General features: G+C 61.5%; 15 protein-coding genes. 4 read left to right on the top strand and 11 right to left on the bottom strand.

Annotated elements, in window-relative coordinates; all coding sequences use genetic code 11:
- Positions 1–52: 52 nt before the first annotated feature.
- The 6 genes from BW991_RS10135 to BW991_RS10110 all read right to left on the bottom strand — a co-directional run bounded on the left by BW991_RS10135 (position 53) and on the right by BW991_RS10110 (position 4,377).
- On the bottom strand, positions 53–289 hold the full coding sequence (locus BW991_RS10135) for an FAD assembly factor SdhE (RefSeq protein WP_076601965.1): 237 nt from the start codon (positions 287–289) through the stop codon (positions 53–55).
- Positions 286–996 carry a succinate dehydrogenase iron-sulfur subunit gene (locus BW991_RS10130; RefSeq protein WP_076601964.1) on the bottom strand — a complete coding sequence of 237 codons (711 nt, stop codon included), beginning with the start codon at positions 994–996 and terminating at the stop codon, positions 286–288. The genes BW991_RS10135 and BW991_RS10130 overlap by 4 nt, the downstream gene beginning before the upstream one ends.
- Before the next feature lie 19 nt (positions 997–1,015).
- Positions 1,016–2,809 (bottom strand): succinate dehydrogenase flavoprotein subunit, encoded by a 1,794-nt coding sequence (sdhA, locus tag BW991_RS10125; protein WP_076601963.1) that lies wholly within the window; start codon positions 2,807–2,809, stop codon positions 1,016–1,018.
- Positions 2,810–2,811: 2 nt separating this feature from the next.
- Entirely contained in the window at positions 2,812–3,159 is a 348-nt protein-coding gene (sdhD, locus tag BW991_RS10120) for a succinate dehydrogenase, hydrophobic membrane anchor protein (RefSeq protein ID WP_076601962.1), read from the bottom strand.
- The gene (gene sdhC / locus BW991_RS10115; protein WP_076601961.1) at positions 3,153–3,542 is read right to left on the bottom strand and encodes a succinate dehydrogenase, cytochrome b556 subunit; all 390 of its coding nucleotides are present in this window, start codon (positions 3,540–3,542) and stop codon (positions 3,153–3,155) included. Before sdhC ends, sdhD begins: the two co-directional genes overlap by 7 nt.
- Before the next feature lie 106 nt (positions 3,543–3,648).
- Complete coding sequence (locus tag BW991_RS10110; RefSeq protein ID WP_050415629.1) at positions 3,649–4,377, bottom strand: GntR family transcriptional regulator; 729 nt, start codon at positions 4,375–4,377, stop codon at positions 3,649–3,651.
- Positions 4,378–4,600: 223 nt separating this feature from the next.
- Here BW991_RS10110 and BW991_RS10105 point away from each other — a divergent pair, with 223 nt between their 5' ends.
- Positions 4,601–5,590, top strand: coding sequence for a malate dehydrogenase (locus BW991_RS10105; protein WP_076601960.1), 990 nt, complete (start codon positions 4,601–4,603; stop codon positions 5,588–5,590).
- A gap of 95 nt (positions 5,591–5,685) precedes the next feature.
- Complete coding sequence (locus BW991_RS10100; protein ID WP_244551661.1) at positions 5,686–6,681, top strand: HpcH/HpaI aldolase/citrate lyase family protein; 996 nt, start codon at positions 5,686–5,688, stop codon at positions 6,679–6,681.
- A gap of 10 nt (positions 6,682–6,691) precedes the next feature.
- Here BW991_RS10100 and infA read toward each other — a convergent pair whose 3' ends face one another.
- Positions 6,692–6,961: a translation initiation factor IF-1 gene (gene infA / locus BW991_RS10095; protein ID WP_076601959.1), complete on the bottom strand. Its 270-nt coding sequence runs from the start codon at positions 6,959–6,961 to the stop codon at positions 6,692–6,694.
- A 368-nt stretch (positions 6,962–7,329) separates the two neighbouring features.
- On the opposite strand from infA, the gene BW991_RS10090 reads away from it, so the two are divergent.
- Positions 7,330–8,223, top strand: a complete 894-nt coding sequence (locus BW991_RS10090; protein WP_084205037.1) for an adenylate/guanylate cyclase domain-containing protein — start codon at positions 7,330–7,332, stop codon at positions 8,221–8,223.
- Positions 8,224–8,263: 40 nt separating this feature from the next.
- Here the strand turns inward: BW991_RS10090 and BW991_RS10085 are convergent, their stop codons facing one another.
- Complete coding sequence (locus tag BW991_RS10085) at positions 8,264–8,593, bottom strand: DUF2325 domain-containing protein (protein ID WP_076602012.1); 330 nt, start codon at positions 8,591–8,593, stop codon at positions 8,264–8,266.
- Positions 8,594–8,716: 123 nt separating this feature from the next.
- Here BW991_RS10085 and BW991_RS10080 point away from each other — a divergent pair, with 123 nt between their 5' ends.
- Positions 8,717–9,736 (top strand): extracellular solute-binding protein, encoded by a 1,020-nt coding sequence (locus BW991_RS10080; RefSeq protein WP_076601958.1) that lies wholly within the window; start codon positions 8,717–8,719, stop codon positions 9,734–9,736.
- Between the two features lie 158 nt (positions 9,737–9,894).
- Here the strand turns inward: BW991_RS10080 and BW991_RS10075 are convergent, their stop codons facing one another.
- From BW991_RS10075 to BW991_RS10065, 3 genes are all read right to left on the bottom strand, one after another.
- Positions 9,895–10,296, bottom strand: coding sequence for a hypothetical protein (locus BW991_RS10075; protein WP_076601957.1), 402 nt, complete (start codon positions 10,294–10,296; stop codon positions 9,895–9,897).
- A gap of 102 nt (positions 10,297–10,398) precedes the next feature.
- Positions 10,399–10,716, bottom strand: a complete 318-nt coding sequence (locus BW991_RS10070; RefSeq protein ID WP_076601956.1) for a response regulator — start codon at positions 10,714–10,716, stop codon at positions 10,399–10,401.
- A 38-nt stretch (positions 10,717–10,754) separates the two neighbouring features.
- Positions 10,755–12,437 carry an ABC transporter permease gene (locus tag BW991_RS10065; RefSeq protein WP_076601955.1) on the bottom strand — a complete coding sequence of 561 codons (1,683 nt, stop codon included), beginning with the start codon at positions 12,435–12,437 and terminating at the stop codon, positions 10,755–10,757.
- Between the last annotated feature and the right edge of the window lie 63 nt (positions 12,438–12,500).

Here is a 12,500-nt window from a genome sequence, read left to right as displayed (position 1 = left end):
TTATGCGTGCCCGTATTAACTACTAGCTCCCTGTGACGACCGTCCTGCCGAGTCAGCGTTGACTCAGCAGTCCGATCATCTCCTTCCAGCGGTCGACCTCGCAAGGATTGCTCCCGTTGACCATGGCCCACAGGTCATGATCCTCGCAACGGAGCAAATCCTCGAGGTCCGCCAACTGACCGTCGGTAAGACGGTCGAAGTCCCTTTCCAGAAAGCGTGCGAAGACGAGATCGAGCTCCAGAAGAGCCCGACGACACTGCCAGCGCACGCGTCCCCGGTTGATGCTCATACTGCCCGGCTGACCATCATGTCCTTGATCTTGCCGATCGCGCGCGTCGGATTCAGACTCTTCGGACACACGTCGACGCAGTTCATGATGCTGTGGCAGCGGAACAGGCGATACGGATCCTCAAGATTATCCAGACGCTCGGTCGTGGCCTCGTCGCGCGTGTCGGCGAGGAAGCGGTACGCTGCAAGCAAGCCCGCCGGACCGACGAACTTGTCGGGGTTCCACCAGAACGACGGGCACGACGTCGAGCAGCAGGCGCACAGGATGCACTCGTAGAGACCGTTGAGTTCCTCACGGTCTTCCGGCGACTGCAGGCGCTCGCGCTCGGGCGCCGGCGCATCGTTGATCAGGTACGGCTTGATCGAGTGGTACTGCTTGAAGAACTGAGTCATGTCGACGATCAGATCGCGGATCACCGGCAACCCCGGCAGCGGACGCAGCACGATCGGCTGCGGCAAGCTGTCGATGTCGGTGAGGCACGCGAGCCGGTTCTTGCCGTTCACGTTCATTGCATCCGAACCGCAAACGCCTTCGCGGCAAGAGCGACGGAACGACAGCGAATCGTCCTTCGACTTCAGGCGAACCAGCGCGTCGAGCAGCTTCTTGTCCGACGGCTCCAGTTCGAGGGTGTAGTCCTGCATGTACGGCTTGTCGTCCTTGTCCGGATCGTAGCGGTACATCTTCAATTGAATGGTGCGCTTGGTCATTTCAGTATTTCTCCCGCGCTCAGTAGGTGCGCTTCGCGAGCGCAATCGGCTCGACATCTTGCGACAACGGCCGCATCGTCACCGGCTTGTATTCGAGCCGGTTCCCCTCGCTGAACCACAGCGTGTGCTTGAGCCATTCATTGTCGTTACGGCCATTCGGGAATTCCGGCGAATCGGGTGCGTCATCGCGCACGTGGGCGCCGCGGGACTCCTTCCGCGCCTCTGCCGACACCATCGTCGCCTTCGCGACTTCGATGAGGTTGTCGAGTTCGAGCGCTTCGGTACGTGCCGTATTCCAGACCTTCGACTTGTCCTTGATCTCGGTACGCTTGGCCCGTTCAGCCACTGACAGGATCTGCGAGACGCCTTCCTTCAGCAGGTTGTCGAACCGGAACACGCCCGCGTGCTTTTGCATCGTGCGGCGCATGTCGAGGCCGACGTCGAACACGCTCTCGCCGTTCGTCTGCCCTTCGAGGCGCGCGAGACGCGCGAGGGACACGTCAGCGGCATCGGCCGGCAGGGGCTTGAGGCTGAGATTCCCGCTGTTCAAATCCTCAACGACCGACTCGCCCGCCGACTTGCCGAACACCAGCAGATCGAGCAGCGAGTTGGTACCGAGCCGGTTCGCGCCATGCACGGATGCGCAGGCACATTCGCCGGCTGCGTAGAAACCAGTGACCGGTGCGTTCACATTGCCACCCTTCGGTGCTACGACCTGGCCCTTGTAGTTCGTCGGGATACCGCCCATCTGGTAATGCGCGGTCGGCACGACCGGGATCGGGGCCTTGATCGGATCGACGCCGGCAAACTGGATCGAGATTTCACGGATACCCGGCAGCCGCTTCATGATCGTTTCCGGCGACAGGTGCGTGATATCCAGCAGCACGTGATCCTTGTCGGGACCGCAGCCGCGACCTTCATTGATCTCGGTGACCATCGAACGCGAAACGACGTCGCGCGATGCGAGATCCTTGAGGTTAGGCGCATAGCGCTCCATGAAGCGCTCGCCGGACGCGTTGCGCAGAATGCCGCCTTCGCCGCGCACGCCTTCGGTGATCAGCACGCCCGCACCGAACACACCGGTCGGGTGGAACTGCCAGAACTCCATGTCCTCGAGCGGAACGCCGGCCCGCGCAGCCATCCCGAGGCCGTCGCCGGTGTTGATGAACGCGTTCGTCGAGCTGTGGAAGATGCGACCGGCGCCGCCAGTGGCGAAGATCGTTGCTTTGGCGTGGAAGATCGAGACTTCGCCCGTTTCCATTTCCAGCGCGGTGACGCCGAGGACGTCGCCGTCCGCGTTGCGGATGAGATCAAGCGCCATCCACTCGACGAAGAACTGCGTGTTGGCGCGCACGTTGCGCTGATACAGCGCATGCAGCATGGCGTGGCCGGTACGGTCGGCGGCGGCACAGGAGCGCGACACGGGCGACTGGCCGTAGTTCTGCGAGTGACCGCCGAACGGACGCTGGTAGATCTTGCCGTTGTCGGTGCGATCGAAGGGCATGCCGTAATGTTCGAGCTCGACGACCACTTCGTTAGCCTTGCGGCACATGAATTCGATGGCATCCTGGTCGCCCAGCCAGTCCGACCCCTTGACGGTGTCGTACATGTGCCAGTGCCAGTTATCCTCGGTCGAGTTGCCCAGCGACGCGGCAACACCGCCCTGCGCGGCGACGGTATGCGAACGGGTCGGAAAGACCTTGGTAAGCACGGCAGTCTTCAGACCGGACTCGGAAAGTTGCAGGGCCGCACGCAAACCGGCACCGCCGGCGCCAACGATAACTGCGTCAAAAGTACGCTTAGCGACAGTCACGCTCACAGCCTCCAAAGAATCTGCGCAGCCCAGCCGGCGTAGCCGACGAGCAGGAAAATCGTTACAAGATGCAGGGCCAGACGCACGCCGACCGGCTTGATGTAGTCCATGTAGATGTCACGCACCCCGATCCAGGCGTGATAAAAGAGCGCCAGGAAGAACAGGAATGCGAAGAACCGCACGATGCCGTTACGGAACAGGCCGGACCATGTCTGATAGCTCATCTCGGGCAGACCGAGTGCAGCCGCAGCGAACAAGATGGTGAACACCACCATGAACAGCGCCGTTGCGCGCTGCGCAATCCAGTCACGCAGCCCGTAGTGAGCACCGACGACAATACGATTTACCATAGCTTCACTCCAATGATCACGGTCAGCGCGATGCTGACAGCCAGCACGATGCGCGAGCTGTTACGGGCAGACTGGAGGTCGATGCCCTTGTGAAGATCGAGCAGAAGGAAGCGAATGCCCGCGCAGAAGTGATGCATGTAGGCCCAGAGAAGGCCCAGCAGGAGAATTTTGACGAGAGGGTTGCCGACAACGCTCTTGTACGCCGCAAAAGACTCGGGCGAAGCGAGGCTGCGGTCGAGCAGGTACAAGAGGAAAGGCAGCATCAGGAACAGCCCCGCCCCGCTGACCCGATGAAGAATGGAAACGATTCCCGGCAACGGGAGCCGGATTTCGTGCAGGGCCAGGAATTTGGGCCGCTGCTTTCGCACTATGGCTTCTGACATATTGTTTTACCCCTAGTTTGGCGACGGTTTCCCGACGCGGTTCTCCCAACTTGCAAAGCGCGAGAATTATATACGCGGAACGTATTCATTCCGCCGCCCCGCGCGCTCAATTCAATTCATTCAGATAAAAATGCTCGGCGGTGGAATACAGGCCACGCCGCCACTCAACCGGTTTATCGCCATAGGTGTAGGTCACCCGCTCGACCGAGAGAAGCGGGGTACCTTCCTGCACCCGCAGCGTCTCGCTCGTCGACCGATCGGCCGCGACGGCACGAATCCGCTCCTGGGCACGGATCATGCGCAACCCGAAGCGCGTCTCGAACAGGCTGTAGAGCGAGCCGTTCCAGCTCTGCAGCACCTCGAGCGTCAAGCCCTGGAAAATCTCTCCCGGGAGATAGATCTCGTCGATCACCACCGGTTTTTGCGCAAACCTGAGAAGACGCCGCACGATGATGATGGGCTCGCCCTGCTCGATACCGAGCATGCGCGATGCCTCTTGCCCCGCCTTGGCGCGCCAGCAGTCCATCGGCACGCTCTGGGGATGGGCGAGATCGCCATCCATCGGAACGAGACGCAGGAACCGGAACAGCGCACGCGGATCGTTATGCGACGCAACGAAGGTGCCTTTGCCCTGCTTGCGCACGAGAAGGTTCTCGGCTGCCATCTCGTCGATCGCCTTGCGAACCGTCCCCTGGGAAACACTGAATCGCGAGGCGAGCTCCTGCTCGCTCGGAATCACCTGCCCGGGACGCCATTCACCCGACTCAAGTGCCTGAAGAATCAAGCTCTTGATCTGCCGGTAAAGCGGACTGAAGGTTGGGGATTCCTGTGCCATGGGCGCATTTCATCACAAATTTTTTTCAGCGTCCATTATCGGTCTGTTGTCTTATATAAGACAAGTGACATTAATTGACACGCATCGGACTTGCTTCTACCATCCTCCCGCCCCGGAAACCGTTTTCCGGTTTGCCAACGTCGAACGCCGAGCTGCAATCGCGGGCGCAAGATCTACAATCAAAACCGTCTTCTCTTCAATTCGCTTTAGAGGGAGTACTCAGATGAGCAAAGCCCCCGTCCGTGTCGCCGTCACCGGCGCTGCCGGCCAGATCGGATACAGCCTGCTGTTCCGCATCGCCAGCGGCGAAATGCTGGGCAAAGATCAGCCCGTGATCCTGCAACTGCTCGATCTGCCGCAAGCCCAGAAGGCGGTCAAGGGCGTGATGATGGAGCTGGAAGACTGCGCCTTCCCGCTGCTCGCCGGCATGGTTGCGACCGACGACCCGAACGTCGCCTTCAAGGACGCGGACTACTGCCTGCTCGTGGGCGCCCGCCCGCGCGGCCCCGGCATGGAGCGTGCTGACCTCCTGACCGCGAACGGCGCGATCTTCACCGTCCAGGGCAAGGCGATTGCCGAGAACGCCAAGGAGACCGTCAAGGTCCTCGTCGTCGGCAACCCGTGCAACACCAATGCCTACATCGCCGCTGCCGCTGCCAAGAAGGTTGGTCGCACCAACCCGAACAATTACCACGGCATGCTGCGCCTGGATCACAACCGCGCGCTGTCCCAGCTCGCTGCCAAGACCGGCCGCCCGGTGTCGAGCCTGAAGAAGATGGTAGTGTGGGGCAACCACTCGCCCTCGATGTACGCCGACTATCGCTTCTGCACGTCGAACGGCGACTCCGTCAAGGCGCTCGTTAACGATCACGCCTGGAACAACGACGTCTTCCTGCCGACGGTCGGCAAGCGCGGCGCTGCCATCATCGACGCACGCGGTCTGTCGTCGGCCGCCTCGGCTGCAAACGCGGCGATCGACCACATGCACGACTGGGCCCTCGGCTCCGACGATTGGGTCACCATGGGTGTTCCGTCCGACGGTTCCTACGGCATTCCGGTCGGCGTCGTGTTCGGCTTCCCGTGCGAGTGCAAGAACGGCGAATTCAAGATCATCCAGGGCCTCGAGATCGACGAGTACTCGCGCGAGAAGATCAACAAGACCCTCGCCGAACTCGAAGACGAGCGCGCTGCAGTTGCCGACATGCTGAAGTAACCGGACGACGCAAGACGTCTACGGAAAGCCGCGGCAGTGCGCCGCGGCTTTTTTTTGCCCGCGAGTTTCAGCAAAATCGGGCTCCCGACACGTTTATGGACAACTTCATGCAACACCCTGCCGACGTTCTTTTCGCCGGGGAGAAACCCTTCCCGGCCCTGCCCGCTGTCGACCACTATGCCGGCTCGGAGAAGCTGATGCGAAAGGCCTTGCAACTCCAACAGGAGTTCGGGCCGATCTTCGATGTGACATGCGACTGCGAGGACGGTGCACATGCCGGAGCCGAGGCGGAACACGCCGCGATGGCAGCCGAAATGATCCTGTCAGCGGACAATCGTTTCGGACGGGTTGGGGCGCGCATTCACGACATCACGCACAGTCACTGGAGGCAAGATCTCGACATTCTGGTCGGACGGGCGGGCCGGAACCTTGCTTTCATCACCCTGCCCAAAGTGCGCTCTGCGACGGACGCGGCGGAACAGATTCAGGCGTTGCGCGCGATCGAGAGATCACACGGAATCGACAAGGCCATTCCCGTGCACGTGCTGATCGAAACACACGGCGCACTGCGCGAAGCATGGGAAATCGCAGCCCTGGACAGCGTCGAGTCGCTCGATTTCGGGCTCATGGATTTCGTGTCCGGGCACCACGGAGCAATCCCGGGAAACGCGATGACCAGTCCGGGCCAGTTCACTCACCCGCTGGTCGTCCGGGCGAAAACGGAGATCGCTGCGGCGGCGCTCGGCAACGGCGTCGTCCCGTCTCACAACGTCACCACGGAACTCAAGGATCTCGATTACATCCGCCGGGACGCCGAACGCGCGCGCCGCGAATTCGGCTACCTGCGCATGTGGAGCATCCACCCGAACCAGATCCGGCCCATCGTCGAGGCGATGCGCCCGGACTTTTCCGAGGTGGAGGCCGCCGTCGAGATCCTCGTCAACGCGCAGGCGGTTGGCTGGGGTCCGACCCAGCACGAGGGAAAACTCCACGATCGGGCCTCGTATCGCTATTTCTGGGAGCTGCTATCCAGGGCCAAGGCGACAGGGATGACCATCGGGGACGAAGCCGAACAGCGCTTCTTTCGCTGACAACGAGAACTCAGCGACTGCGAAACTGGCGGGGGCGCGCGGCAGGCGCGTCGCTCCGCTCTTCCTTGTGGCGAAAACTGATGCGAGCCTTTGTCAGATCGTAGGGTGACAACTCGACACTCACCTTGTCGCCGGCAAGAATCCGGATGCGGTGCTTGCGCATTTTGCCTGACGCGTATGCCTGGACTTCCACGCCATTCTCGAGCGTCACTCGGAACCGTGTATCGGGAAGCACCTCGTTCACAACACCTTCCATTTCCAGCAGTTCTTCCTTCGCCATTTCAACTCCTCGAAAACAGGCAATATCCGGCTGCACGACGATCCATCGCGAGAACTTCCGGCGCCACACTCCGCTCCGCGATCGTCCTCGGCATGGCGACATGGCCCCCCATTGCGCACGACTGCACTCAGGAGACACCGGAACGATCCGGACAAACGGAAATATGCAAGGCCGAGAGGGCGATGATGTTTTCGCTGTGACGTCGGGAATGACCGGCACAACCGGCGGAGAATGAGCCGGAAAGACGATCCGGTCCGGCCGGGAACTCCAATACATGAATTATAGCGGAATGCATCACCGGGCCCCAAATCGACCCATTCCCGGGACGTACGTGCGCTGTACCGCCCGGGTTTCCTTATAATGAAAAGATGACGGTCTCCGAAACCTTCCCCGACACTTGCACGGTGTTTTTTGCCGACCTGGCCGGCAGCACCAGGCTTTACGAGAGTGCGGGGGACGCCGCCGCCTACCGTCTTGTCGAGCAATGCCTGCTCGGGATGCGACAGGAGATCCAGGCCTGCGGCGGCAGAGTCATCAAGAACACCGGAGATGGACTGCTCGCGGTTTTTTCCGATCCGAACGACGCGCCCGAGGCGGCGATAAGGATCCACAACGTCGTTCAGGATCTTCCGCGCGTATCCGGACAGAAAATGGCCGTTCGCGTCGCGTTCCACACCGGAACGGTGATCGTCAGCGAAGAAGACGTCTTCGGTGATACGGTGAATGTCGCGGCCCGTCTGCTCGAACTGGCGACTCCGGGCCGTGCGATAGCATCCGAACAATGCGTCCAGGAGTTGAAGCCCGAATGGCGCAATCTCCTGCATCCGCTCCAGAGCAGAAGCCTGCGGGGCGTGTCGCGTCTGACTGCCCCGTTCGAGCTCGTTTGTGAATCAGCGGGCGATCTGACAGTAGTACAGAGCGTGAAACTCGACGCCGAAGACGCGCCCGAGTTGCGGCTGAGCATTGCGAATCGCTGGCTGACCCTGAACGCCCAGATGCCGAGCGCCCGGCTGGGCCGTGCGGCTTCCGCGGAGATACGCGTTACAGACACGCGGGCTTCCCGCGAACACGCCTACATCGAACTGCGCGGCGACAAGTTCGTTCTGGTCGACCGGAGCAGCAACGGCACCTTTGTCGCCATTGACGGAGAACGTGAATTCGTTCTGTCGCACGAGGAAGTGGTCCTGAGAAAACGCGGCCAGATTGCATTGGGCCGATCGTCCTCGGAAAGCCACGACGTCATCGAATTCGCCTGCCTGTAAGGTTCTCGTTCGAGCGCTGACGCCCCTCCTCCGCGCCACCTCAGTGCCTGGCGCAGTCGGCACGGCACGCCGCGCAGTCGCTCCTGTCCACGCGCTTTCCGAGCGCCTGCTGGAGTGCGCATACGGACCGCCTGCAGCACACCACCGCTGCCCCCTCCTTGCTGGCCGCTTCGCGGAAGCGCTGCATCACGTTGTGGCCAAGGAAATCCGTGAAGAGAATCACCATGCCGATACCGGCAGGCAGAGTCGCCGTGCGGCGCTGATGCGCGGTTTCACGGCCGCTTACGTGCCCCGCAATGCGAATGCCGAACTCCGACAAGACATTCGGAATGTTGCCGAGGCGATCTGCTCCCACAATCAGTGCATCCATATCATCCCTCATCGGTATTGCGAATCATTCGCAACTATACTGCCTGCAATGGGAACCATTTGCAAGTAAGAATTGTTCTCGATAGTATTGCGCCATCGCCCCATGACAACGCAAGGGAACCACATGAACAAGACGCTTATCGCCTCCATCGTCACCAGTATCGGTGCGCTCTCCACTCACGCAATCGCAGCGGACACGGAGCTCAATCTGTATTCGGCCCGCCACTATCAGACCGATGAGGCCTTGTATTCGAACTTCACGAAACAGACCGGCATCAAGATCAACCGAATCGAGGCCAAGGAAGACGAACTGCTCGAGCGCATCCGCAACGAGGGTGCGAACAGCCCGGCCGACGTCTTCATCACCGTCGATGCGTCGCGCCTGGCCAAGGCGGACGAGCTCGGGATCTTCGCGCCGGTGAAGTCGAAGGTTCTCGAAGAGCGCATTCCCGCGAATCTGCGCGCCGAAAACTGGTACGCATATTCGACGCGCGCCCGCGTGATCATTTACAACAAGGATTCGGTCAAGGCGGAAGATGTGCAGACTTACGAGAGCCTTGCGGCTCCTGCACTGAAGGGAAAGGTCTGCTCGCGCTCCGGTAGCCACCCGTACAACATTTCCCTCGGGGCGGCTCTCGTGAAACACAATGGAGCCGAAGCGACGGAGACCTGGGCCAGGAACGTGGTTGCGAATTTTGCTCGCGCGCCGAAAGGCGGCGATACCGACCAGATCAAGGCGGTGGCAGCTGGCGAGTGCGGCGTGACGATCGCCAATACCTATTATCTTGCGCGTCTGATGAACTCGGACAAGGCCGAGGACAAGGCCGTCGTCGCGAAGATCGGAACCGTTTGGCCGAACCAGAAGACATGGGGCACGCACATCAACGTTTCGGGCGCGGGCATGCTGAAGAACGCCCCGAACAAGGGTGCCGCGGTCAAGTTCCTCGAGTACCTCGCATCGGACGAGGCGCAGGGCTACTTCGCCAATGGAAACAATGAATGGCCGGTCGTGGCGAACGTAAAAGTCACCAACCCCGCGCTCGACACGCTCGGCAAATTCAAGGCGGACAGCCTGCCCGTCGGCGAACTCGCCAACACCGCTGCCGAAGCGCAAAAGATCTACGACCGCGCCGGGTTCCGTTGATCGTTCGGTCTGCGTCGGGGCGACCGCCCCGCCGCACACCAGTGTAGGTCAGAGCCCCCGCAGGAAAAGGACGACGCCTTCCGGTTTACCCGGAAGGCGTCGTCCTTTCATGCAAGCCTGGCAGCGACTTCAGGAGGAACCCGCTACGGACAGCGCACCTACTCCGACTGAGGGGTAGGCGTCGTGTTCGGCTTCGGGGAACGCTTGCGGAATTTCCGCGCCGGCTTCTTGGCCGGTACATCTTCGCCCGCCAGTGCCGGCGCAGCAGCAGCGCTCTTCGGCTGGACTGGCGGCTTCTGCTGCGGGGGAGTCTTGCCTTGTCCGCCAGATTTTTGCTGGCGCCCCCCTGGCCGCGGGCCACGGGAGGGCTTGGGGCCCAGTCCCGTCGAGGGCGTCGGACGCCTGAGGTTGGGATCGGGAGCGCCTTCACGATTTCCCGGAGCAAGACTGATCTCGAGTTCGTTGAGTTCGTCCCATTCGGCGTCGGTGCGCTGATTGTCAGGAATCGCCAGCAGTTCCTGCAGGCGACGACGCGGAGAAGTCGATTGCGGTGCATTCATGGTCGAATTATCCCATCGTTTGGGCGTGCCCGCTCCTGTTCTTGCTCAAAAAGTCGTGTGTTCAGCGGGTGACGGGGACGCAGATCCAACGAAGCGAACTCCTTACTTCGGAAAACGACGCGACACTCGCTCCACGATCGATCCGCGCGCTGCCACCTCGGTTGCTCCGGCCCGCTTTGCCGCCTCGAACGCGTCGGGGTCGTATTGCGGACCGAAAACTATGATATCGACCTGGGGAAAGGTCGCGCGCAACTGTGCAATGTGATCACACGCTTTACGCACCGCAAGATCCACCACGATGCAGTCGGGTGTTTCCGTACCTCGCTTCTTGAGCATCGTCGCACCGGCTGCCTTCCACTCCGACTCGAGCCGCATGCGGTTCATCAGATCGTCGCACCACAATAATATTTTGATTGTCATCCCGCCTCCTCGGCCGTATTTCGCATTCGAACTGCACTCTAGACTTCCGTCTCCTCGACTGTGCGCCGGTTTCCGCGCGCAATCTGGCGCGAGATGATGAACATCGGCAGCAGGCCGACCGCGACGATCGTCACGGCAGCCGTGGATGCCTCGGCCAGCCGTTCATCCGATGCGAGCGTGTGAGCCTGCGTCGCCAAGGTGTCGAAATTGAACGGTCTCATCACGAGGGTCGCCGGCAATTCCTTCATCACGTCGACAAAGACGAGCAGGCTGGCAGTGAGCAGGCTGCCCCGCAGGATCGGGACATGGACGCGCTGCAGCGTGGCCCACTTTCCGACACCGAGACTGCGGGACGCATCATCCATGCTCGACGTGATCTTGCCCAGACTGGTTTCGACCGTATGAAGCGCGACGGAAAGAAAACGGCCCAAATAAGCATACACGAGCGCGGCGATTCCCCCGGTGAGCACAAGGCCTGGATTCACGCCGGTCACGCCCTGCCACCAAGCCGAGATCACATGGTCGAGTCTCGTCACCGGAATCAGCACCCCGACCGCGATGACCGATCCCGGAACGGCATAACCGAGCCCGACGATGCGATTCAGCACTCGCGGCAGGCGCGTGCGTGCCAGCCGCGCAGCATAGCCGAGCAGGATCGCCAGCAGCACGGCGAGCAGCGCCGTTACCAGAGCGAGCACGAAACTGTTGCGCGCCAGTTGCACGAAGCGCGCGCCGAACTGCGCATCGCCCTCCACGAGCGCCATGCGCACCAGCAGAAAGGCCGGCAGCAGGAATCCGAGAAGGAGCGGCAGCAGGCAGGCGAGTGTGGCAATAAGGCCCATCGGACGCGACAGCCGGACCGGCGTCGGCACCATCTGCTGGCGCGAGGTGTTGTTGAACCGCGCCCGCCCCCGGCTGGCGTGTTCGAGAACGAGCACCAGCACGACGAAAGCCAGCAGCATCGCGGAAAGCTGTGCGGCGGCGACGCGATCGCCGAGGGAAAACCAGGCACGGTAGATGCCGGTCGTGAACGTCTGCACGCCGAAGTACGAGACCGTGCCGAAATCCGCAAGCGTTTCCATCAGCGCCAGCGCGGAACCGGCTACCACGGCGGGTCGGGCCAAAGGCAGCGAGACACGGAAAAAGCTGCCCCAGGGGCCGAGGCCCAGCGAGCGTCCTGCTTCGAGCATTCCGGACGCCCGCTCGAGAAACGCTGTTCGTGCCAGGAGGTAAACGTACGGGTACAGGACGAACATGAACATCGCAACCGCACCGCCCGCGGTCCGGACATCCGGGAACCAGTAGTCACCCGCCTTCCATCCGAAGAGCTCGCGCAGCCCGCTTTGCAGGGGACCCACGAACTGGAGGAAATCCGTGTAGACATAGGCCATCACGTAGGCCGGGACGGCGAGGGGCAGGACCAGGGCCCACTGGAAGAAGCGGCGCCCCGGAAACTCGGTCATGGTGGTCAGCCAGGCCGTCGCCACCCCTATGGTCGACACGCCCAGACCGACACCCGCACACAGGATCAGCGTGTTACGGATGAACTCCGGCAGGACGGTGGACGACAGGTGACTCCAGGTTCCAGAGGTTCCTCCGACGAACACGTTCGAGAACACGGAAATCACCGGCATCGCGATCAGAACGGAGATCAGCAGTGACCCGGCCGTCAAGGACGACCAGCGCTCGCGCAACTTTTCCAGCCCTTCCAGAAATCTCATCTCGCTCCCGACGGGGTCACGCCGCTAGGTCCATTCCACGCGGCAGGCTATCGAGAATTATAA

Source organism: Aromatoleum tolulyticum (genome assembly GCF_900156155.1).
In the GTDB taxonomy this organism is placed as follows: Bacteria; Pseudomonadota; Gammaproteobacteria; order Burkholderiales; family Rhodocyclaceae; genus Aromatoleum; species Aromatoleum tolulyticum.
The sequence above is the reverse complement of the archived record's forward strand: the minus strand, read 5'-3'. Positions and strand labels throughout refer to the sequence as shown.